We start from the raw sequence: 22,371 nt of genomic DNA, 5'->3' as shown, positions 1-22,371 counted from the left end.
TAAACTTGAACTGGCCCCTTCCGCTAATCCAGCGAAGGGGGCTCTTGATGTGAGCTCCGCAGGGGCGTCATCTTTTAAAAAAGAGGTGTTCTTATGAACCAAGCCATATCAGCTAATCATCCCTCCAGAAATTATACCGCCATGACCATGATTCTGTGCTGGGCAGGCATGGTTATCATGTCTAGCCTGTACGTTACCCTTCCGCTCATTCCCTTGTTCTCGGATGTCTTTGGAGTATCTTCCACGCAGGCTGCAACTGCAGGCAGTATCTTCTCGTTGGGATTTGCGATAGGTTGTCTTATCTATGGTCCATTATCTGAAAAATATGGCCGCAAGAGTGTTATATTTATCGGATTAATTGCGTTAACCTGCATATCTTTTCTTATTGGCCTGGTCCGCGATTTTTCCTGGATCATTGTATTACGTGGATTTCAGGGGGCGGCTGCGGCAACGTTCTCTCCTGTTGCACTTGCCTATGCTGTTGAAATGTTCCCTGCGCAAAAACGGGTCACGGCGATCGGGTTCATTACAACCGGATTTATGGTAGCCGGAATCGTTGGACAAGTGATGAGTGGAATTGTTAGCCAATATTATGGATGGAGCGCCATTTTTTATTTTTTGGCAGTGGTTTATTCCATTACTGCTATCCTGGTCTTGAAATTCCTGCCTAAAGCGGATTTTCAGAATCCAAATTCCAGTATCCTGGATCCGATTCGAAACATAGGGAAATTATTTGCCCGTAAGAACCTCATACTTGCTTATTTAGTGGCGCTGGTACTTTTGATGTCGTTCGTAAGTATGTCGACTGTTTTGGGCACCTATTTGAGCAGCTCGACATTTGGGTTAAACAAACAGGAGATTTTATACGTTCGTTCCGCAGGTGTGTTAGGGATGTTGCTTTCACCCTTTGCAGGACTGCTTGCTGAGCGTTTCGGCACAATGAAGATATTGCGTGGAGGATTATTATTAGCTGTACTCGGGCTTGCCTCTTTAGGTCTAATCTCAAACTTAACGTTGCTTGTGATTATGAGCGTCATCTTTATTGCGGGCATCGCTCTTGTAGGTCCAGCTCTCATATCTCTTGTGGGTCAGTTTGGTGGGCAATCGCGCGGCATCGCGGTATCTGTTTATACGTTTATCCTGTTTGCGGGAACGAGTTTAGGACCAATTATTGCGATTCAGTGCATGAGAACGGACAACTTCTCGCTCACCTTTATTTTGTTGGCACTTGTGCTGGGGATCGGATTCTTGGCTTCTTGCCTGATTCGTAACGATGCTGCCAAAGAGGTCGTAAGCTGATGGAAAGAGTCGTTTTTATGCTAACGGGCAGTTAGCCTGTGATCTGCTAGGGGCATGAATGTTTAATTATAATTGTTTTTGATGAGTAAAAATCAGTAACATTTTGCTATTATCAGGTGAGAACCTCAGGTGAAATCTGCAATGATCATGCATGGAGAAGCGAGGAATGAACCTTATGACTCAAGAAGAAGTGTTGAGTGGCGGAAATGTAAACCATATAGTTCGTAAAGGAGACACTGTTCGTCGCCCTATAGGATATTGGAGTTCAAGTGTTCATGAACTGCTCAAACATTTAGAAAGACAAGGCTTTGAGGGAGCACCAAGATTTCTCGGAATCGATGACTCCGGCCGTGAGATATTGACATTTGTTAGTGGAGATATTAATCAGCCGGAGCTTGAAACATACACATGGTGGACGGACGAAACGCTTGTGGGCTTGGCGCAACTTTTACGTTAGTTCCATGATGGGACGGGGTCCTTTACACCCAGTAGTGAGGCCAAATGGCAGCTTATATATGCTAATGATGCCGAGCACGAAGTGATCTGCCATAATGATACAGCGTTTTATAACCTTGTCTTTAGGAATGGTCAGCCGGCGGCGCTGATTGATTTTGATATGGCAGGCCCAGGTCCGCGCCTGTGGGACATTGCATATACCCTGTACACATCGATACCGCTTGGCGATTTCATGCCTTACTTTTCTTCAGGGAAAATGGAAATAGTACCCTATAAGCATGAAAAACATGCTGCAGAGCGCCGTCGGCGAATTCATTTGTTTTTTGAATCTTATGGTATACCCGTGCCTACTAATCTGCGGGAATGGATTATTGAACGATTGATTGTTCTATGTGATACGATAAAAAATTTTGCTGCTAACGGAAACCAGGCTTTTCAAAAGATGATTGATGAGGGACAGTTGGCTCACTATGAGAATGAGATTGCATTTGTAGACGATCATTTCGATGATTGGATATAGAAACCGAATATTGAGCTAACGAGAACCGCATCATAAATAACTGAGAAATAAACCCACCATTCTCACAATTTTTATTTACTCATATTTTGTTAATAAAAAAAGTATTGTAAATAATTTCAAATGGTGCTATTATCCTTTTCATATCATTCCAATAAGAATAATACGCATTCAACCGGACAGCCGGAGATGTCGCACACTTGCGATTTTCTCTGGCTGTTTTTATTTTCTCTGCCATTTATCTTTCCGCTATTGATCGTAACGGCGTTTATAAAGGGAGGTCCTATAATTTGGTCATTAGAAGGCATGGACAAGAGGAGGGAAACCAGTTTCCCAGTAAAACCTACGTGGAAGCCGTGCTGGAACCCGCCTACAATCATGCGAAGCAAGAGCTGCTCTTACCGATGATTGCAGTACATAAAGCACATCTCGTTATGCTATTTGAGCAAAGTTTACTATCCAAAAAGGATGCCACAAACATAGCAAAGGCTTTACTCAGCATTGATTTGGAGCAATTTAGACAAGGGAATTACACTGGACAGTTTGAGGATTTATTCTTTGAAGTTGAGGATAAGCTTCTGAAATTATCGGATGACTCTTCAAGTAATCTGCATCTTGCACGCAGTCGCAACGATATGGGGATTGCCATTTACCGAATTACATTACGGCAAAGGCTGCTTCGAACACTTCACTCTGCGCTTGAACTACATGCTAGCCTGCTTGATTTTGCCGGGAAGCATACGGAGACGATCTTTATCGCCCATACCCATACTCAGCAAGCACAGCCTACTACAATCGCCCATTATATCGCCGCGGTAAGTGATTCACTGGCCCGGGATATTCGCAGGCTTCAGGCTGCTTATGCCAACTGTAATTTAAGTAGTCTGGGAGCGGCTGCTCTAACTACGTCAGGCTATGACATCAATCGAGAACGTGTGGCAGAACTGCTTGCGTTTGATGGACTCGTCGAGAACTCTTATGACGCGGTAAGTGGAGCAGATTATGTTGCTGAGATTGCTTCTGGTACGCAGCTGGCAGCGATTAATCTCGGACGTTTCGTTCAAGAGCTATTGCTGTGGTGTACTCAGGAATTTGCTGTTATAAAGGTTGCTGCCCCTTATGTACAAATCAGTTCGATTATGCCGCAAAAAAGAAACCCCGTGTCGATCGAGCACATTCGCTCGTTATTATCCAGCATTGTTGGAGCTTCTCAAACTGTGCTCACGATGATTCATAACACCCCTTTTGGCGATATCGTCGACACGGAGGATGATCTGCAGCCCTTTGCTTGGAAAAGCCTTGATACGCTTGAGGTTGTCTACAGACTGCTGTCAAAGGTAATTGACTCCTTGGAAATCAATAAAGATGTACTTAACAAGCGTGCAGCAGCGAGCTTTGCAACCGTAACGGAGCTTGCAGACACTCTAGTAAGAGAAGAAGAAATCTCATTTCGCAATGCCCACAAGATTGTAAGTAGGCTCGTGTCACTGGCAGTTGAACAAGGGAAAGGAGTTGGGGAATTAGACTTGCAATCCCTTAATGAGATCGCTATTCATACGATTGGAGTTCCTCTCAAGCTCAGTAAAGAGAAATTTAAGCTAGCTCTAGACCCTGAGCATTTTGTCAACATCCGCAGGCTTAGAGGAGGACCAAGTCCAAGTGAAATCAAACGGGCATTGGAAGCTCAACACGCCAGGCTGTACAGCTTGGAAGAGTGGATTATTGAACGAGAAACAATTTTAGCGACCGCCTCAGCACAGCTCGATGAGATCCTATCCAATTGGCAGTACAACTAAACAGAATGGAGTGATCGGATGTTTCGCAAATCGTTCAAAGTATTTGATATTCACGGACATCTACCCTACCAGCTTCAATTAGGCAGCAAAAATAGTCATGCACTTATTTCAAGCTACGGCGCCGAGCGCAGCGAACGGATGCGTCTGACCTGGGATTTCCCCGAACCAGCACCTGTACATGACGAGAGTGATACTACCCCGCTAATTGATCGATGGGTTCAGGAGCTTGATAAATACGGAATCGGTGGACTGAACTTTCTAACAGCCTTAAATAATGACAATATGGCTGACCAAATTTCCAGACATCCAGACCGCTTTACGGGCTTTGCTTATCATTCGATTGAGGAGGAAGGTGCAGAGGCTGAGCTGCGCAGAGCGGTCAATGAGCTTAGCTTGAAGGGCTACAAACTGTTTGGACCGTTAATCTCACGCCCCTTTGATGATCCCTCTTTCACACCCATCTGGAACTTCTTATCTGAAAAGAGATTACCTGTACTTATCCATTTTGGCTTACTTGGTCATGCGGGAGGGATCGCCCATCATCCCAATATTAGTCCGCTTGCTATTTTTAATACGGCTCGTGATTATCCCGATATTCCATTCATCATTCCGCACTTCGGCGCTGGATATTTTCAGGAATTGCTGCACCTATGCTGGAGCTGCCCGAATGTGTATGTGGATACGTCAGGCTCTAACCAATGGATGCGCTGGATGCCATACGAGCTAACCTTGGAGTCTGTACTTCGCAAAACTTATGAGCTAATCGGACCAGACCGGATCATTTTCGGTACAGATGCCAGCGGTTTTCCAAGAGGATTTCCTTATCGCTACTTACAGGATCAAGTTCGTGCAGCGCGTGATCTTCGGATACCCGAAGACGACATTGAAAAAATATTCGGCAATAATGCGCGTCGCCTATTGAACCTGAAACAGCTACGGCATGATGAAGTTACCTCGAATACAAGCTTGTCCAAGCAAGGTTAATATACACATTTTATAAAAATAGGAGTGGATATCATGCAAAATAAAAAAGGGATAAAATCAATAACAACCTTGCTCGCCATCATCTTGGTGCTTGCTGGATGCAGCAGTAACAGTAGCGGTAGTAGTAATGATAAAAAAGAAAATGCAAAGCCGTCCAATGCAGCTACCGAACCGACAGCTTCGGAAAAGAGTGAGCCGGAAAAAGAAGTATCCATTGAATATTGGCAATATGAATTTCCAGCTAAAGTCGAGCTGATTGATGAACTCATTACAGAATTCCAAACCCTTCATCCCAATATTAAGGTCAAGCAAACCAACTTCCCCTATGACCAATATAATCAAAAGGTAGCCACGCTCGTACCCGCAGGAAAAGGCCCGGATATTATTAATTTGTATTATGGCTGGTTACCGAAATATGTTGCCGCAGGCTACTTGCAGCCACTGCCTCAAGACAGCTTCCCTACTGCGGAAATTGAAAAAGACTACTACCCGCTCGTTGAAGCCGCCAAAATCGACGGCTCCTATTACGCCATTCCTACCGCAGTGCGCACACTCGCTTTATTTTATAACAAAGACCTGCTAGACAAGGCACAAATCAAGGAGCTTCCAACGACTTGGGAGCAGCTTGTAGAGGACTCTATAAAACTAACAGAAAAGGATGCTAAAGGTCAGTTTGTTGTAGAGGGTTTAGCTTGGGAACCTGGTGCACAGCTGCATCACTGGTATCGTGATGGCCTTCTGCCTCAAGCGGGCGGCCAGGATTTAAGCGAAGATCGCCGCAAAATTTTATGGGCTGATACGCCAGCTGGCTTGGAAGCCTTCCAATACTTGCTCGATTTCGCTATCAAGCACAAGGTCGGTATTAATGGCTTCTATGAGAATGATAGCAATGCTTTTATGAATGGTTACGCAGCACTCAATATTGACGGTTCGTTCCGTCTAGGCTCCATTAAGAAGGATTTTGCGAATTTGAATTTCGGAGTTGCACCACTTCCATCTTATAAAGCCCAGTCAACACCATCCTCGTTCTGGGCGAATGCAATCCCGAAAAACGTAGAAGGGGATAAGCTAAAAGCCGCTACGGAGTTTCTGAAATTTTTAACAAGCAAAGAAGTTCAAGAGAAATGGGTGGACCGGATCGGGGAACTGCCTGCACAGAAAGCAGTAGCAAGCCAGGATAAATATGTGAAGGATGAGAAGCTCGGACCTTTCATCACTCAGCTTGATCATAGCCGTGCGCATTTCTTCATCGATGAGACGCAAGAAAAAACGCTGTTTGTCGATGCGACCAATGAAGTATTGGTAAACCATGTTTCTGTAGAGAAGGCCTTTGGCGATCTTGTGGCAAAAGTGCAAAAGCTCTACGATGACTACTGGGCTGAGGTCGACAAGAAAAAATAATAGCAGGATCAGCGGCGCTTAGCTCATTGCTAGCGCCCTATCCTTCTTTAAAGGGAGGAAATATCAGAGATGCTCACACATGTCATCAGACTTACTGCCCGAAAAAGCAGGGAGCTGTTCCGTGTAAGGCTGTCCTATCAGACGCAGCGATACCTGTTTATTTATATCGTGCTGGGTATACCGTTATTGTATTTCCTCAGCACACGCATGATCCCCATCTTCTATGCCTTTAATGTAAGCGTAAGGGAATGGAATTTGTTGTCCTCAGAGAAGCCCTTCGTCGGTTTTGAAAATTTCAGCACCATATTCAGCGATGAAATTTTTAGTAAATCTATTTTAAATACATTCAAATTCGTTCTTATAGGCGTCCCAGGCCAGCTCATTGCGGGTCTAGCGGTTGCGTTGCTTCTGCAAAGTATTTATCGTTTTCGTGGCTTTTTCCGAACCATCTATTTTATCCCTTACGTGACAAGCATTGTCGCTGTTAGCTGGGTATTCCGTTGGATTCTCATGCGTAATGGCTGGTTGAATGAAGTGTTGCTACAGCTAGGGATAGAGCCGCAATTATTTTTACAATCTCCACGCCAAGCGCTAATTCTAGTGACTTTAACGATGATCTGGCAAAGCATTGGTTTCCAAATGCTGGTGTTTATGACTGGGTTAGAGGCGATACCTCGAATGTATTATGAAGCTGCGTCTATTGACGGAGCAAGCGGGTGGCGAAAATTTGTTCATATTACGCTGCCTTTACTGAATCCTGTGATCGTATTTTCAGCAGTGATTGGCGTCATCTCTTATCTGCAATCCTTTGGGCAAGTGCTAAGCATGACTAATGGGGGACCTCTAAACAGTACAACAACGATGGTACTCTACATTTACAATTTAGCGTTCCAGCAGTTCAAGATGGGCAGAGCAGCGGCTGCCACGGTAGTGCTATTTGCGATTATTTTAGTACTCACTCTACTGCAATTAAAAGTCTTGAATAAAAAAGTAGAATATTAATAGGAGGACGCTCCAATGAGCTCAGCAAGGGAAGTCCAAGGTAGCAAGAGATTACCCGTTAAGAAGCTTCATACGGCACTCATTTATTTATTGCTCATTATCGGTGTCGGGATTATGCTGTTTCCTTTTTTATGGATGGTTGCCACTTCTTTTAAAATTCCGCAGGATGTATATAACTTGAGCTTGATCCCAGAGACCATAACATTCGATAACTATGCTACGATTTTTAAAAAGGCTCCGTTTGGCGACTGGATCAAAAATACACTTATTATTTCTTTAATTGGAACTGCCACGGTTGTTATTTTTGATACGGCAGCAGGCTACGTACTCGCCAAATTTTCTTTTATCGGCAAGCAGGTTATTTTTCTTATCATTATTAGCACGATCATGGTGCCAACGGAAATGCTTATTATTCCATGGTATTTGATTGCCAACGAATTTGGCTGGTCAGATACCAATTGGGGTGTGTTGTTCCCTAGCATTATTACAGCCTTTGGGATCTTCCTTATGAGGCAATTTATGGACTCTATCCCCTCTGAACTACTTGATGCCGCCCGCATCGACGGTCTAAATGAGTGGCGTATTCTGCTTAATATAGCGATTCCACTCGTAAAGCCTGCTATCGTTACCCTAATCATTCTCACGTTTATTGGAAACTGGAACCAGTTCATTTGGCCGCTGATCGTGCTACAAACGGAAGAGAAATTCACATTGCCTGTCGGGATTGTTTATTTCTCCAGTGAGCTCAAGGATACAAGTAACTGGATTCTGATCATGGCCGGAACAACAATTTCAATAGCGCCACTGATCTTGTTATTCCTTATTTTCCAAAAGCAAATTATACGTGGCATCGCACTAAGCGGTATGAAATAAGAGGAGTAAAGGTGATAACGATGAGCGAACAAAGTCGTAGAATGATATTAAACCTGGCTCTCCAAAATTCAGGCTCCCACAAAGGCGCATGGCGCCATGAGAGCACACAGTTAAAAGATATTCACGACATCAAGCAGTATCTTCGCATTGCTCAAAAAGCTGAAGCGGCTCGCATCGACTCGCTTTTTATTGCAGATGGTCTATCCATTGAAGCTACAGCGGTGCAATATAGTCCGATTTTTGGGTTTGAGCCGCTAACCTTACTTGCGTCAATCGCAACTGTAACGGAACGGATTGGTTTAATCGCTACTGTATCCACTACGTTCAACGAGCCCTATAATTTAGCTAGATTGTTGTCATCGCTGGATCATATTAGCGGGGGGCGAGCGGGCTGGAACATTGTAACGACAGGGGTTGAGCGAACAGCGTTTAATTTTGGACTATCGGAATTACCCCCTCATGCGGAACGCTATGAGCGTGCCCGTGAATTTACAGAGGTGGCCTTAAAGTTATGGAATAGTTGGGAATCTGACGCGCTTGTGCAGGATAAAGAATCAGGGGTGTATGCACAGGTGGATAAGGTACACGAGATCCATCATGAGGGGAAGTACTATTCCGTACGTGGAGCATTAAATCTTATGCGCTCACCTCAAGGCAGACCTCTTCTGATCCAAGCTGGCGCCTCTGAGGACGGTAGAAATCTTGCTGCTGGGTTTGCAGAATTACTGTTCACGATTCAGCAGTCCATTGAGGATGCACGTATCTTTTACAAAGACATTAAAGATAGAGCCATAGCAGCTGGACGATCTCCCGAGCAGATTAAGATCCTGCCAGCCCTTCATGTGATCGTCTCTGAAAATGAAGAAGATGCGCTTAAAATCGCTACGGAGCTTCAGCAGCTGGCACCTATTAAAAGAGCGGTTATGTCATTATCCAACCTGCTTGGTATTGATTTCTCAGGCTATCCACTGGATGAGCCATTCCCCGAGCTACCGGATAGAAGTGGAGGAAATGCATATCAGTCCTTTTATCAAATGGTGCAAAAAGTAGTGAATAATCAGACGGTAACCCTTCGGGAACTCCTCGAGAAGCATTGGGTTGGGCATGGTCAGCTGAACATAGCAGGGACGCCAAAACAAATAGCTGATACTATGGAAGAATGGTTTATAAGTGGCGCTGCTGATGGTTTTACGGTTATGCCTGAATTGGCGAGCGGAGGAGCAGAAGCATTCCTTGATCTGGTTGTTCCTGAATTACAACGCCGTGGCTTATTTCCAACAAGCTATACAGGGCACACGCTAAGGGAGAATTTAGGCTTCGAGCCACTTTAATTGTAGAGGGGAGTTTGTTATTTTGACGGATCAACATTCATCATATCCTAACGCTCATCTGCTTGTAGATAGCGAATGGCTGGAAGAGCATAGAAGCGAGCAGGATTTGATTCTGCTTGACGCTAGAGCCAATAACTACGAAATCTCGCATATTCCGGGTGCTTACTGGTTGAATGTCAAAGCATTTAAAGAGCCTGTTCAAAAATCGATTGTTCCTAAAGAGCAGATACAACAATGGTTAGAAGGCTTCGGGGTCACCAAGGAGTCAACGATTGTAATTTATGACGAAGGTAATAATGTGCTTGCCACACGTGCCTTTTATGTTCTTGAGTATTACGGGCTGCGAGATCAATTGAAACTCCTTAATGGCGGCTTTGCGGCATGGACTGCAGAAGGCTATGAGGTCTCTAGTAATCAGCCGTCACCTCGGAGAGAGGGTTCAATAAGTCTAAACGCTAACCCGCTGCTCATTACTTCCAAAGAGGAACTTCAGGCAGGACTACAAAATGTTATTCTGCTTGATACACGTAACATCTTGGAGTATACCGGTGAGGATCAGCGTAACAATAGAAGAGGAGGGCGTATTCCTGGTGCGATTCATAAAGAATGGCGTGACGCACTCCAGGAAGCAGACGAGAAGGGGGTTACCCGTTTTAAGGATCATTCTGTCCTGGAAAAGGAGTATACCGAAGCTGGTCTTGAGCGGCCCCAGACGATTATTCCTTATTGCCAAACCAACCAACGCGGGGCACATACCTATTTTGTTTTACGTTTACTTGGATATCCCGATATCCGTCCGTATGAAGGATCTTGGGAAGAATGGGGAAATGATGAGTTTACGGAGATTGAGTTAGCTAGTAAAAGCTAAAAATGAACTCTCGTATATCCTCAATATTGATAATTTTCTGTAATATAACCCACTAAAGTCCGCGTCTCAGATCGTCAGAAATTTAGAAAACTTCGATATTCCCAACAACTATACTCTTATTCCCTTATTGTTTTACTGGGGAATATAGAGTATTTTTTATTAGAGCATTGTTTCCGGGGGACGATAGAAGTGGTTAGACGGGGCAAGGGGAGAATTCGGAATGAAAATAAGAATCAGACATAAGCTGGTGCTGTTTGTGTTGATCGGTGTTCTATTGACGAGCGGCATCAGCCTTTTGTACGTACAAAATATGCATAAGTTATATGAACAGCTTGTCTATGAACAAACAAGTGAGAAGCTATATTTGTATTCAGAACGAATTGAGGACAAGCTAGCCGCCATTGACCGAATGACACAATCGATCGCAAGTGACGCTGACATTCAGCAAGGGCTGGAGAAGATCAAGCAGAGCAAGAATAGTCGCGAAACCTATTATGCGATTCATGCGATGGAAGAGAAGTTGTTGTCGTACCGTTTCTTTAATTATCCGATTCGCTCTGTAGCGATTATTGATTATTGGGGCAAGGGTTACTGGCTGGGCACAACCAAGGATGAGACTGCACCAGCTTATAGTAAGCAATTTATTGCAATGGCCGCTCAGAAGGAAGGGGGCAGTCTGTGGAAGGGTGGGGAAAGAGATTCCAAGATTTTTACTTCCTTAAGGGAAATAAGGGGAGTGAAGAGCATGGATTTTCCATCGTTAGGGACGTTAATTGTTCGAGTGAATGCGGATGATTTGATTGAATCCATGGGCTCCAATTCGTCATCTTCCAATAATAAGTTACTCATCTATGAAGATCATACCCCAATCTATTGGAATGATGAGCAATGGAAAGATAAGCCTATGCCAAGCTCTTTAATACAGAATGAACGATCAGGTGAGCGCTATGAGATGGTCACGTTAAATCATCATAAATATTTAAGTACCTTATCTACAATGAGCTTTACAGGTTGGACATTGGTGAATCTGGTACCTTATGAATCGTTATTTCAGAAAGCCATTCTGATGAAGAAAATACTACTGCTGTTATATACGCTCATTCTTGTTTCGCTTGTGTGGATCGGCTTAATTTTTGCAAGAAGCATTACACGTCCCTTGGAGACGCTGGCTGTTCGGATGAGCAAGGTTGAGCAAGGTGATTTTGCGACTTATCGAGAAGAGCCTGTGAGGAATAGGGATGAAATCGGATGGTTAACGAATAGCTTTGACAAAATGACAGCCTCATTAGACCGCTTAATTAAGGATAATTACATCAAACAAATCCATATCAAGGAGTCTCAGTATGAAGCGTTGAAGGCGAAGCTGAATCCTCATTTTCTGTACAATACGTTAGATTCTATTAACTGGCTGGCACGCAGACAGGGACAAGAGCGCATCTCCAGTATGGTTAAAGCTTTGGGTGATATGTTGCGAAGCACAACAAGTCGAAAGGAAATGGTCACGTTACAGGAAGAAATTCAGCATGTACATAACTATTTACTCATTCAGAAATATCGTTTTGAAGAACGACTGCAATGTGAAATCAATATTCCTGATGAATTAAACCAATGTTATATTCCTGCAATCATCCTCCAGCCTATCGTTGAAAATGCTATTAAGTACGGTATTGATGAATTAACAGGAGAGTGTCACATTACGATTAGCGGGGAACGTTTTGGCGAGCAATTAGAGATTTGGATTGCAGATCAAGGTCCAGGGATGGACACACATTATTTAGAGCAAGACTCGGGTGAGGGAATTGGACTAAGAAGCATTCATGAACGTTTGCGATTACTGTACGGAGAGCCCTATGGTATTGGGATTTTGGAAGGCATGGATCAAGGAACCATTATTCGAATTACAATTCCTGTTTTATTGAAGGAGGGAGATAGTCATGTCTAGCTATCGGGTATTAATCGTCGATGATGAACGGATGGCAAGAGAAGGAATTGCAGAAGCCATAGACTGGATTACCCTTGGTATGGAGTTGGTAGGGACAGCTATCAATGGACAGCAGGCATTAGAGAAGATTCAAGCGCTCCAGCCGGATGTAGTCATTACGGATATTAAAATGCCTATTATTGACGGACTTCAATTAATTGAGCAAGGCTCAAAGATTTCTTCCCAAATTGTCTTTATTGTATTGTCAGGATTCGGAGAGTTTGAACTGGCTACTCAGGCGATGCGTTTTGGGGTGCGACGGTATTTACTAAAGCCAAGTGATGAGCATGAGATTACTGAGGCTTTGCAGTGGTCTAAGGGCGAGGTAGATGTTATTCGTAGTAATGCTGCGGGCAACATTGCTTCAAGCGTGCCCCAAAATCAAGGAATCCTTTCTTCCTCTATCCCTAGTGATTTGCTCCAGGCGATTGTTGATGCTGATGAAGCCCAATTAATGAAGATATCGAGAGCATGGATCGAGCAATTATTAAGTGAGGGGTTATCATTGCATACCATTCAAGACAACAATAATCATGTCCTTTCCTATATCCGCACCCAGTTGAAATCTGAATATGGCATTAGTACAGTACACACAAATGTAGAAAGTCAAGATATACAAGCATTCCAGAAGGAGTTAGGCAAGCTGTATACAAGCTATCATTACCGGAAAATTGATAAGAAAGCGATGCTGGTTATAAAAATAAAGCAATTAACGATCCAGCATATTCAGAATAGACAGCTTTCTTTGCAATGGCTGGCGCAGCATTATTTATTTCTTAACTCGGAGTATTTGGGTAAGCTGTTTCGACAAGATACAGGAGAGAAATACACTCAGTTCCTGACCTCTGTTCGCATGAAGAAGGCGAAGGAGCTATTGCTTTTACATCCTACATTGAAAATATATGAAGTAGCTGAACAATGTGGATTTGAGCAAGATCCGCAGTATTTTTCCAATGTATTTAAGAAATTTTATGGATTTACACCCAATGAATATCGTAAACAGCATTTGGTGGATGACTAGTACGGCTTTTTACAATAAAAAACTCGGGTTTTTTATATTCAATTTTTAAGGAAATAACATTACTATTAAACGAAGTAAACCACTATGGATTATGAGAAAGGCAGTTGTTAATGATGACATACTCTGATTCTTCAGATCGTTTTATACGAAATGAGCGGGAAGCAAAAATTGCAGCAAGAGCAGATCAGCTGGCAGGGATTTTTGCAGAGCGAGCTCCTAAGCATGATCTTGAAGGAACATTTCCCTTTGAGAATTTTAATGAGTTAAGAGATAGCGGATACCTTGCTCTTACCGTACCAAAGCAATATGGAGGAGAGGAAGCATCGATTTATGAACTGGTTCTTTCTCAAGAGCGACTGGCAAGAGGAGACGGCTCCACTGCACTGGCAATCGGGTGGCATATTGGTTTATTGAAGCAGCTTCATCTATCAGGTGCAATTCCAGAAGAGCTTTTTAGTGAGCTATGCCTTGAGGTTGTAAATGATGGGCTAGTATTGAACGAACTGGTAAGTGAGCGAGCAATGGGCAGTCCGACCCGTGGTGGTAAGCCTGAGACGACAGCCGTTAAAGTTGAGGGTGGCTGGCGGATAACCGGTCAGAAATCGTACTGTACGTTAAGTCCGATTCTTAACAAGTTTATTATTGCAGCTACGATGTCAGATACCGATACTGTAGGATCATTTCTCGTAGAAGCAGGCGATGGCGCCACAGTGCTGGAGACATGGAATACGATGGGCATGCGTTCCACAGGCAGTCATGATATTGCATTGAAAGAGGTATTTGTTCCGGACCGATATCTCATTCGTGGAAAAGCAAAAGATCAGCTGCGCAAGCCTGTTCCAACAGACGGTAACATGCTGCATATTCCAGCTTGTTATCTCGGAATTGCACATGGCGCCAGGGATTTCGCCCTTTCATTTGCAGCGAACCACCAGCCTAATTCATTACAAGTTCCAATCGCTGAATTGCCCAATATTAAGCGTCTAATTGGAGAGATTGAACTTGATTTAATTACAGCAAGAACCTTCCTTTACGATACTGCAGATCGTTGGGATAAGGAAACGGATAATCGCGAAAATTTGAAGATTGAGCTAGGTGTTGCCAAGCATCTTGCTACCAATGCGGCACTACGTGTGGTTGATCACGCAATGAGAATTGTAGGCGGCTTGAGCCTTTCTAAGAGTTTCCCGCTGGAGCGTATGTATCGCGATGTTCGTGCAGGACTTCATAATCCGCCAATGGACGATGTTGTCATTACGAATCTAGCGAATCGTGCATTAGGGAAGTAAGTACCCCGGGGACAACATCGACCAGAAGTCCAAATATTCACCGTAGTGACGGCCAAGCCTTAAGTGAGAATCTTAAATTCGTCTTATATAGATAGGGGAGAAAGAGATGAAAAGAAGTGCAAAGCTGTCTGTTACAGCTATGTTATTAATGTCCATAATTCTGACGGCATGCGGGAAGGAAAACGTAGCAGAGAATGGAAATGCAAGCAAGAGCGATGTTGTTAAAATCGAGTTTTTCCAGCAGCAGGGTGAGGAAGCTATTCAAAATGCCTATCACGAAATTATTGCTGATTTTACAAAGGAAAATCCGAATATCGTAATTAATATGAATACCGTACCTGACCCGGTTAAAGTATTAACCTCCCGTTTTGCAACAAATGATATCCCACCCCTATTCACTGATTTCCCAACACAGCTTCAATTTAAGGAAAAAGTGAAAAATGGCTATATCGAAAACTTAAGCGATCAACCTTTTATCAAAGATGTTAACGAAAAATATTTGGATATGACTGCAGCAGATGACGGTGGATACTACTCTTTGCCGTATGCTCGAAATTATATGGCAGTGTACTATAATATCGATCTATTTGAACAAAATCATGTGAAAATCCCAACCACCTATGCTGAATTTATCGAAGCCTGCAAACTATTCCAAAGCAAAGGCATTACACCGCTCTATCTTCCATTGAAGGATGTAGGTCATATCTTCCAAGCAACGAACATTGCTTTTGCACCTGGTGGTGTTGAAGAAATGGTTAAAGTGGCTAAGGGCGAAGGTCAAGTGGAAGGCAATCCGGTATTCTTGGAATTTGCTAAGAAGCTCAAAGAACTAACGCAGTATGCTAATAAGGATGCTTTTGGTGTGAGCGCTCAAATGATGCAAGAAGCCTTTGCTAATGGTCAAGCCGCTATGATTATTTCTGGCTCATATGGACGTGGGAATATTAAGCTTGCTAACCCTAATTTGAAATTCGGTGCGTTCCCACTTCCCAACGATACTGTAGATGCAACGACAGCTTTATCAGGTGTCAATGCTTCCCTATCTATCTCGGCAAAAGCAAAGCCTGAGGAAAAAGAAGCTGCGCTTACCTTCTTAAAGTATATTGCCCGACCAGAGGTTGCTCAGAAATGGTCTGATCTATCTGGCGAACCTTCCATTATTAAGGGTACAACCTATGGCGATCAATATTTACAGCCTATCCTTGATTTTATCGACAATGGTAGAGTTCATGACTGGATGTCATCAACGCTCCAAAGTGCGATCGTAACGGAGCTTTATAGTACAACTCAAGGTTATCTCATTAATAACGATACGCCTGAACAATACCTCAAGAACATTGATGAGACGATCAAGCTTAACGCTGTTAAGTAAATCAATAGCTTTGAACGGAGCGACAATTTGAGCATTCAAATTGTCGTTCCCTATTTACAAGCTTCACGTAACAATGAGATGAGGAAGGTGCAGCATGATAGGCAAATTTCTAGAACGCTCAACTTATTTCTTATTCACGGTTCCGGCTATCATTCTGTATACACTATTTTTTGCTTATGCAGTTATTGTAGGTATTCAATATAGCTTTACAGATTGGAATGGGATTAGTTCTAGCTACAATTATGTAGGGTTTAGTAACTATGTGGAGCTATGGAATAACCCGAATTTTAGGAACTCATTATTAGTTACTGGAAAATATGCAGTGATGCTTGTAGCAGGAGTAATGAGTTTGTCATTAATTTTAGCTTTAAGCTTAAATTCTCTTAAGAAGCTGCAAACCTTTACCAAGTCGATATATTTCGTGCCGGCCATCATTAGTGCTGTAACCATTTCTTTAATTTGGGACCAGATATTTGTGCGAGTCATTCCTCCGATTGGTCAGGCCTTAAACATTATGGAATTATTCCAAAGTCCTTTAGCCCATCCCAAGTATGCTTTGTTTGCTGTTGTGATTGTTAACATTTGGCAGGCGGTGGCCTTGCCGACCCTTATCTTTATAGCAGGTTTGCAATCGGTTCCCTCCGAGCTGTATGAAGCGGGCAGAATTGATGGGGCCAGTACCTTTAACCGTTTTCGTTATATTACATTTCCATTTCTAATTCCGACGATTACCGTAAATATGGTGCTTGCGATTAAATCAGGTATCACTTCCTTTGACTATGCCTATACCCTGACAGGTGGCGGTCCAATAAAATCCACCAATGTTATTGGGATTATGATATATAATGATGCATTTCAGAACTTAAAGTTTGCGATGGCTAATGCAGAATCAGTTATCTTGTTTATCGTTATTGCGGTGTTATCTTTTATCCAAATTAAATTAACACGTAAAGGTGGTGTCCATTAAGTATGAATGTATCGATACGAAAAGAAGGGCTTGGCTGGCGTATTCTCCGAAATATCATTTTACTTATTGGAATCATCATTATATTGGGGCCGATGTATCTTGTTATCATTAATTCCTTTAAGACATTAGAAGAAGCTGGTAAAGGTTTTTTCAGTTTTCCCAAAGCATTGAATTTTTCGAATTACGCAGAGTTGCTGTCTAAAGGAAATTACTGGAGAGTGGTATGGAATACGGCCTTGATTACAGTCGGATCTGTATTCATAGTTCTCGTCATTAATCCTACCGTTTCTTATGCTATTGCCCGTAATCGTCATAAAAAATATTATAAATTTCTATATCTCTATATTCTGTTAGGATTGTTTGTGCCCTTTCAAGTAATTATGCTTCCTTTAACTAAAATCATGACCAATATGGATCTATTAAATCCGTTTGGACTCATTTTATTATATGGAGCGCTTAGCTTAACAAGAGGGGTATTTCTGCTCGTCAATTATATTGAAGGAATGCCTACCGAAATTGAAGAGGCGGCACGAATTGATGGCTGCAGCACCTTTCAAATCTATTATCTTGTTACATTACGTTTAATTATGCCGATGCTAGTGACGCTTATCATTATGGATTCATTATGGTTCTGGAATGATTTTATGCTTCCATTACTAATTTTGAATAAAGCGAAGGAGTTCTGGACACTCCCCCTATTTCAATATAACTTTAAGACCGAATATTCCTTCAATTACACCATGGCCTTCACTTCGTATTTAATGGCGATGTTGCCTATTATCGTGATCTATGCAGCCGGTCAGAAGTACATTATCGCGGGACTAACAGAAGGTGCAATTAAAGGATAATGCACAAGACACTCCAAGAGCGGGGGGAAGTTAATGAGAGGTTTAGTTATTGAAGAGCAGATTGAACAATGGATTGAGAAGCATAAGACAGAGCTATTAGAAGACATTGCCGGATTAGTAAATATTCCAAGTGTAGCCAGCTATGATCCATCCTCTCCTTATCCATTCGGGGAAAAGTGTGCGGAGGCTATTGAGTACATATTGAATTTAGGTCAACGCTATGGCTTGCAAACGTTTAACCGGGAGTATTATTGCGCAGTAATTAGCATGGGTGATGAGACCAAGCGAACTGTAGGCATTTGGGGACATGTCGATGTTGTTCCTGCAGGAGAGGGGTGGAGCTACCCGCCCTTTTTTTGTACGCAAAAGGACAGTTTTCTTATCGGCAGAGGTGTACAAGATAATAAAGGTGCTGTCATTGCCGTTCTTTATGCACTCAGATTTATTCAGGAGCTGGGTATCCCGTTAAACTATCAACTGCAGCATATTGTCGGAAGTGGCGAGGAAATAGGTATGCTTGATGTTGCGTATTATCGTGAGCATTATCATGTCCCTGACTTTAATATTGTGGCGGATAGCGGATTTCCGGTCTGTTATGGAGAAAAGGGAATGCTCTCTGTTACCTTAAACTGTGATATTGCTGATTCATCTATCCTTCGTATACAGGGGGGAGTGGCTTCTAATAGTGTGCCTGGTTATGCTGAGCTTATTGTGCGGCGTGATGAAGCAGCGGTTGCCAAGCTAAACCACCTGCCATCTCATATTCAGTATAGTCAGACGGAAGAAGAGATTACATTATTCGCAGTCGGCAAGTCCGGGCATGCCGCATTTCCTGAAGGGACAAGTAATGCGATAGCAGTCCTTCTTGAGCCATTGCTGCGAATTGCATGGTTTGAGGAGTCTACACACAAGCAACTTGAGAAAATTTATGATATTTGCAAGCATTATGATGGAAAGGCATTAGACATCCATTGTGAGGATAAGCTTTCTGGAGCTTTAACCTGTGTCGGAACGTTATTACAAGGGCGGGATGGACGGCTGGCGTTGGAGTTAAATATTCGCTACCCTATTCATCAGTCATCCGAGGTGCTGCTGCAGCAGTTACAGGAAAGTGGCTTTACCCTGACTAATATTCATGATAGTGAGCCGAGTTATTATGACCCCGATACGCCAGAGGTAAAACGTCTCATGGAAGTTTATCAAGCCGTAACAGGAGAGCAAGGTGAGCCTTTTGTAATGGGTGGAGGTACTTATGCCAGAAAGCTGCCTCACGCGGTAGGTTTTGGCCCTGGTTTACCGACTGATTTTTCATCGCTTAATCTGCCTCCTGGTCATGGTCAAATTCACGGCCCGGATGAGGTGCAGTCCATTCCTAATCTGATCACTGCGTTAAAGATTTATATTGTAGCGTTATTAGAGTTAAATGAGTTGTATCAAGTGGGATAACAATACGCCAGAAAAATTCGCAATTTAAAAAGGAAGAGTCATCGGTACCTCCGAAAGGATAAGCGACAGCCATACCATAAGGAGAGAACACCGATGACCTATTTTGTCCGAATGAAAGTTCGGGATCTATTACTTGGCGATTTTTGCGAAATATTCTAATGTTCTAACCAGTTGAGCGGTGTAAGACATTTCATTATCGTACCAGGCTACGGTTTTCACCAGTTGTTGGTCGCCTACAGTTAGAACTTTTGTTTGCGTGGCATCAAAAAGGGACCCGAATGTCATCCCCTTCACATCGGAAGAGACGATTTGGTCTTCTGTATATCCGTACGTATCTGGATCAGATGCTTCTTTCATAGCGGCATTCACTTCATCAACGGTCACGGTGGTGTTCAATACGGCTACGAGTTCCGTTACAGAGCCTGTTGCCACAGGCACACGTTGAGATGCACCATCAAGCTTGCCCTTCAGTTCGGGAAGAACGAGGCCAATGGCTTTTGCCGCACCGGTGGAGTAAGGAACAATGTTCTCTGCAGCCGCCCGTGCTGCGCGGAAGTCACCTTTTGCATCCGGCGCGTCAAGGGTGTTCTGGTTACCTGTATAGGCGTGAACGGTTGTCATCAACCCGGATTGAATGCCAAACTTATTGTTCAGAGCATTAGCCATAGGAGCCAGACAGTTCGTAGTACAGGAAGCGCCGGAAATGACGGTTTCCGTTCCGTCCAGCGTTTCATGGTTTACGTTATACACGATGGTCTTCATGTCGCCTGTTGCCGGAGCGGAGATAACGACTTTCTTTGCTCCGCCCTTCAGGTGAAGCTCAGCCTTTTCTTTAGTGGTGAAGAAACCTGTACATTCAAGCACGATGTCTACGCCAAGCTCGCCCCAAGGGATTTCTTCAGGGTTACGGTTAGCCAGCACTTTAATTTCTTGACCGTTAACAGTAAAAGCTCCATCATGAACTTCGATATCACCATGGAAAGTGCCTTGTGTAGTATCATATTTGAGCAGATGGGCCAGCATTTTTGCGTCAGTCAGGTCGTTTATGGCCACAACCTCGATATTTTCCACCTCTTGAATTCGACGAAAAGCGAGTCTTCCGATCCGCCCAAAACCGTTAATGCCTACTTTTACACTCATTGCATAAACCTCCTGTTTTCGTTCGAAATCCATTCCACATTATTTTGTCCAATAGAACTTAAAGGTAAGCACTGAACCGAAGCCAAACAAGCTTGCCTTTGGAATGGGTTAGTTTTAAGATAAAAGATACCGATCGGTATCTTTATTATATCAGGATTTTAGACATTGGCAAGGCTTCGGTCGTAAAATTTGATATAATGTTACATTAGAATAAGGTCATTCGGAGGAACCCATGAAAAAAGGAGATCGAACAAGAGAGCACATTATTATGAAATCGGCAGCAATCTTTAATCAGAGAGGATATGCCGGTACATCGTTAAACGATATTATTGCTGACACCGGAATTAAGAAGGGGGGCATCTATCGGCATTTTACAAGTAAAGATGAGATTGCGCTTGAAGCCTACAATTACGCTGCCAGTTTGGTTAGCGGGAAATTTGCCGAGGCGGTCGACCGAGAGCAGTCTGCGTCAGGGCGGTTACTTGCATTTTTTCGTGTGTATGAGGATGTTGTTGATAATCCACCATTTGTTGGCGGATGCCCCATGCAGAATACAGCAGTGGAAAGTGACGATACGCATACGGAGCTTCGTGACCGGGCAAGGCAAGGGCTGCATACCTATTTGGATATGATGAAGAGCATCATTCTTGACGGGATGAATAGTGGGGAGTTTAAGGAAGACCTTGATGCGGAGGCCCTTGCTTCATTTGCCTTTTCTTTGCTCGAAGGAGGCATTTTGCTCAGCAAGCTGGATGGGGATAACAAGCATATGCAAATCAATACAGCATGCTTTGCGTCCTATTTGCAGAATTGTTGTTTAAAGACCTAGTACTGACCAGAATATAACGAGGATATGACCGAGAACGTTAAAACTTCTCTGAATAGCGATATAAAATCAACGTTTGATGAAAGTACATTAGATAGTATATCTAATGTACTTTTTTTATTTAGACATTAATGTAACAGACCTAAAATGAAGAGTACATTTCCGTAATCATATTCATAGCTGCTTTCGTAATTATTAATTTCTCATACTTCAAAATGGTATATACATTAAGGGAATCAGCTACGGCAGTTTCTACACCAGGTATGTTATTGGCGCTTTTAAATACAATAGGGTCCATCGATGGTTTAACGATCAGGGATTTTTTATTTGCTCCAAGGGCATTAAGCATAGAGACGATAGATTTTGTTCTGTAATTGTCTAATTTGATCTCATCAACAACAATAAGTTCCTGGTTCTGTACTTTACTGGATAGCGCAGATTTAATAGCAAGTCGCTTAACCTTTTTATTAAGTTTGTAGCTGTAGTCACGAGGTTTGGGAGCGAATACAACGCCTCCGCCACGCCAATGCGGCATACGAATCGAACCTGCTCTAGATCTGTCGATTTTATTCTGCTTATACGGTTTTCGGCCACCTCCTCGAACTTCACCGCGTGTTAATGCGGATTGTGTTCCTCTGCGTTGATTTGCCAGATAGTTAACAACTGCTTCATGCATAACAGACTCATTGGGAATGATACCGAAAACGGATTCTTCAAGCTCCATTTCATCAACAATATTACCCCCCATATCAAAAACTTTGACCTTCAACATTGTTCTTTCCTCCAGACTGTAAACAGTCACGATAGGTTTGAAAATATCAGTGACTTTAATCGAATTAATAACGATATTTGTAAGGTTAACAGATAAAAATCACATAAACTATACACAAAATGGCTCTGTATTATTTGGTATAACAACGAGGATTAGCTGTAATAAAAAAGCCACCGCAGCCC

At 43.0% G+C, this 22,371-nt stretch carries 20 protein-coding genes; 18 read left to right on the top strand and 2 right to left on the bottom strand.

Annotated features, from left to right (window positions below; translation table 11 throughout):
- Positions 1 to 93: 93 nt before the first annotated feature.
- The 17 genes from ACFRAM_RS22430 (at position 94) to ACFRAM_RS22350 (ending at position 19,451) form a co-directional block, all read left to right on the top strand.
- Positions 94 to 1,299: an MFS transporter gene (locus ACFRAM_RS22430; RefSeq protein WP_379468237.1), complete on the top strand. Its 1,206-nt coding sequence runs from the start codon at positions 94 to 96 to the stop codon at positions 1,297 to 1,299.
- A gap of 166 nt (positions 1,300 to 1,465) precedes the next feature.
- Positions 1,466 to 1,756, top strand: a complete 291-nt coding sequence (locus ACFRAM_RS22425; RefSeq protein WP_379468235.1) for a hypothetical protein — start codon at positions 1,466 to 1,468, stop codon at positions 1,754 to 1,756.
- A 54-nt stretch (positions 1,757 to 1,810) separates the two neighbouring features.
- Entirely contained in the window at positions 1,811 to 2,275 is a 465-nt protein-coding gene (locus tag ACFRAM_RS22420) for a phosphotransferase (protein ID WP_379468328.1), read from the top strand.
- A 287-nt stretch (positions 2,276 to 2,562) separates the two neighbouring features.
- Entirely contained in the window at positions 2,563 to 4,068 is a 1,506-nt protein-coding gene (gene argH, locus ACFRAM_RS22415; protein WP_379468233.1) for an argininosuccinate lyase, read from the top strand.
- Positions 4,069 to 4,086: 18 nt separating this feature from the next.
- Positions 4,087 to 5,052, top strand: coding sequence for an amidohydrolase family protein (locus ACFRAM_RS22410; protein ID WP_379468231.1), 966 nt, complete (start codon positions 4,087 to 4,089; stop codon positions 5,050 to 5,052).
- A 33-nt stretch (positions 5,053 to 5,085) separates the two neighbouring features.
- Positions 5,086 to 6,453 carry an extracellular solute-binding protein gene (locus ACFRAM_RS22405; RefSeq protein WP_379468229.1) on the top strand — a complete coding sequence of 456 codons (1,368 nt, stop codon included), beginning with the start codon at positions 5,086 to 5,088 and terminating at the stop codon, positions 6,451 to 6,453.
- Positions 6,454 to 6,522: 69 nt separating this feature from the next.
- A complete protein-coding gene (locus tag ACFRAM_RS22400; RefSeq protein WP_379468227.1) occupies positions 6,523 to 7,455 on the top strand; it encodes a carbohydrate ABC transporter permease in 933 nt (310 codons plus the stop codon).
- Positions 7,456 to 7,470: 15 nt separating this feature from the next.
- Entirely contained in the window at positions 7,471 to 8,328 is an 858-nt protein-coding gene (locus ACFRAM_RS22395; protein ID WP_066365032.1) for a carbohydrate ABC transporter permease, read from the top strand.
- Positions 8,329 to 8,348: 20 nt separating this feature from the next.
- Positions 8,349 to 9,659 (top strand): LLM class flavin-dependent oxidoreductase, encoded by a 1,311-nt coding sequence (locus ACFRAM_RS22390; RefSeq protein WP_379468224.1) that lies wholly within the window; start codon positions 8,349 to 8,351, stop codon positions 9,657 to 9,659.
- Between the two features lie 22 nt (positions 9,660 to 9,681).
- The gene (locus ACFRAM_RS22385) at positions 9,682 to 10,527 is read left to right on the top strand and encodes a sulfurtransferase (RefSeq protein WP_379468222.1); all 846 of its coding nucleotides are present in this window, start codon (positions 9,682 to 9,684) and stop codon (positions 10,525 to 10,527) included.
- 220 nt (positions 10,528 to 10,747) lie between these two features.
- Positions 10,748 to 12,469 carry a cache domain-containing sensor histidine kinase gene (locus ACFRAM_RS22380; RefSeq protein WP_379468220.1) on the top strand — a complete coding sequence of 574 codons (1,722 nt, stop codon included), beginning with the start codon at positions 10,748 to 10,750 and terminating at the stop codon, positions 12,467 to 12,469.
- Positions 12,462 to 13,529 (top strand): response regulator transcription factor, encoded by a 1,068-nt coding sequence (locus ACFRAM_RS22375; protein ID WP_379468218.1) that lies wholly within the window; start codon positions 12,462 to 12,464, stop codon positions 13,527 to 13,529. Before ACFRAM_RS22380 ends, ACFRAM_RS22375 begins: the two co-directional genes overlap by 8 nt.
- A 113-nt stretch (positions 13,530 to 13,642) precedes the next feature.
- The gene (locus ACFRAM_RS22370) at positions 13,643 to 14,818 is read left to right on the top strand and encodes an acyl-CoA dehydrogenase family protein (protein WP_379468326.1); all 1,176 of its coding nucleotides are present in this window, start codon (positions 13,643 to 13,645) and stop codon (positions 14,816 to 14,818) included.
- Between the two features lie 106 nt (positions 14,819 to 14,924).
- A complete protein-coding gene (locus tag ACFRAM_RS22365) occupies positions 14,925 to 16,190 on the top strand; it encodes an ABC transporter substrate-binding protein (RefSeq protein ID WP_379468216.1) in 1,266 nt (421 codons plus the stop codon).
- A gap of 94 nt (positions 16,191 to 16,284) precedes the next feature.
- A complete protein-coding gene (locus ACFRAM_RS22360; RefSeq protein ID WP_379468214.1) occupies positions 16,285 to 17,157 on the top strand; it encodes a carbohydrate ABC transporter permease in 873 nt (290 codons plus the stop codon).
- 2 nt (positions 17,158 to 17,159) lie between these two features.
- Positions 17,160 to 18,005 (top strand): carbohydrate ABC transporter permease, encoded by an 846-nt coding sequence (locus tag ACFRAM_RS22355; RefSeq protein ID WP_379468211.1) that lies wholly within the window; start codon positions 17,160 to 17,162, stop codon positions 18,003 to 18,005.
- Between the two features lie 33 nt (positions 18,006 to 18,038).
- Positions 18,039 to 19,451, top strand: a complete 1,413-nt coding sequence (locus tag ACFRAM_RS22350; protein ID WP_379468209.1) for a Sapep family Mn(2+)-dependent dipeptidase — start codon at positions 18,039 to 18,041, stop codon at positions 19,449 to 19,451.
- A gap of 129 nt (positions 19,452 to 19,580) precedes the next feature.
- Here ACFRAM_RS22350 and gap read toward each other — a convergent pair whose 3' ends face one another.
- Positions 19,581 to 20,591 (bottom strand): type I glyceraldehyde-3-phosphate dehydrogenase, encoded by a 1,011-nt coding sequence (gene gap, locus ACFRAM_RS22345; protein ID WP_379468206.1) that lies wholly within the window; start codon positions 20,589 to 20,591, stop codon positions 19,581 to 19,583.
- Positions 20,592 to 20,823: 232 nt separating this feature from the next.
- On the opposite strand from gap, the gene ACFRAM_RS22340 reads away from it, so the two are divergent.
- A complete protein-coding gene (locus tag ACFRAM_RS22340; protein WP_379468204.1) occupies positions 20,824 to 21,420 on the top strand; it encodes a TetR/AcrR family transcriptional regulator in 597 nt (198 codons plus the stop codon).
- A 139-nt stretch (positions 21,421 to 21,559) separates the two neighbouring features.
- On the opposite strand, the gene rplD is transcribed toward ACFRAM_RS22340, so the two are convergent.
- On the bottom strand, positions 21,560 to 22,189 hold the full coding sequence (gene rplD / locus ACFRAM_RS22335) for a 50S ribosomal protein L4 (protein ID WP_379468199.1): 630 nt from the start codon (positions 22,187 to 22,189) through the stop codon (positions 21,560 to 21,562).
- Positions 22,190 to 22,371 lie beyond the last annotated feature (182 nt).

This window comes from Paenibacillus sp. NPDC056722, from assembly GCF_042790635.1.
Taxonomy (GTDB): domain Bacteria; phylum Bacillota; class Bacilli; order Paenibacillales; family Paenibacillaceae; genus Paenibacillus_AQ; species Paenibacillus_AQ agri.
The sequence above is the reverse complement of the archived record's forward strand: the minus strand, read 5'-3'. Positions and strand labels throughout refer to the sequence as shown.

Excerpts from the sequence above, each read along its gene's own strand:
- ACFRAM_RS22430 (WP_379468237.1), top strand. The coding sequence starts at position 94 with ATGAACCAAGCCATATCAGCTAATCATCCCTCCAGAAATTATACCGCC.
- ACFRAM_RS22425 (WP_379468235.1), top strand. The coding sequence starts at position 1,466 with ATGAACCTTATGACTCAAGAAGAAGTGTTGAGTGGCGGAAATGTAAAC.
- ACFRAM_RS22410 (WP_379468231.1), top strand. The coding sequence starts at position 4,087 with ATGTTTCGCAAATCGTTCAAAGTATTTGATATTCACGGACATCTACCC.
- ACFRAM_RS22405 (WP_379468229.1), top strand. The coding sequence starts at position 5,086 with ATGCAAAATAAAAAAGGGATAAAATCAATAACAACCTTGCTCGCCATC.
- ACFRAM_RS22400 (WP_379468227.1), top strand. The coding sequence starts at position 6,523 with ATGCTCACACATGTCATCAGACTTACTGCCCGAAAAAGCAGGGAGCTG.
- ACFRAM_RS22395 (WP_066365032.1), top strand. The coding sequence starts at position 7,471 with ATGAGCTCAGCAAGGGAAGTCCAAGGTAGCAAGAGATTACCCGTTAAG.
- ACFRAM_RS22390 (WP_379468224.1), top strand. The coding sequence starts at position 8,349 with ATGAGCGAACAAAGTCGTAGAATGATATTAAACCTGGCTCTCCAAAAT.
- ACFRAM_RS22380 (WP_379468220.1), top strand. The coding sequence starts at position 10,748 with ATGAAAATAAGAATCAGACATAAGCTGGTGCTGTTTGTGTTGATCGGT.
- ACFRAM_RS22375 (WP_379468218.1), top strand. The coding sequence starts at position 12,462 with ATGTCTAGCTATCGGGTATTAATCGTCGATGATGAACGGATGGCAAGA.
- ACFRAM_RS22370 (WP_379468326.1), top strand. The coding sequence starts at position 13,643 with ATGACATACTCTGATTCTTCAGATCGTTTTATACGAAATGAGCGGGAA.
- ACFRAM_RS22365 (WP_379468216.1), top strand. The coding sequence starts at position 14,925 with ATGAAAAGAAGTGCAAAGCTGTCTGTTACAGCTATGTTATTAATGTCC.
- ACFRAM_RS22360 (WP_379468214.1), top strand. The coding sequence starts at position 16,285 with ATGATAGGCAAATTTCTAGAACGCTCAACTTATTTCTTATTCACGGTT.
- ACFRAM_RS22355 (WP_379468211.1), top strand. The coding sequence starts at position 17,160 with ATGAATGTATCGATACGAAAAGAAGGGCTTGGCTGGCGTATTCTCCGA.
- ACFRAM_RS22350 (WP_379468209.1), top strand. The coding sequence starts at position 18,039 with ATGAGAGGTTTAGTTATTGAAGAGCAGATTGAACAATGGATTGAGAAG.
- gap (WP_379468206.1), bottom strand. The coding sequence starts at position 20,591 with ATGAGTGTAAAAGTAGGCATTAACGGTTTTGGGCGGATCGGAAGACTC.
- ACFRAM_RS22340 (WP_379468204.1), top strand. The coding sequence starts at position 20,824 with ATGAAAAAAGGAGATCGAACAAGAGAGCACATTATTATGAAATCGGCA.
- rplD (WP_379468199.1), bottom strand. The coding sequence starts at position 22,189 with ATGTTGAAGGTCAAAGTTTTTGATATGGGGGGTAATATTGTTGATGAA.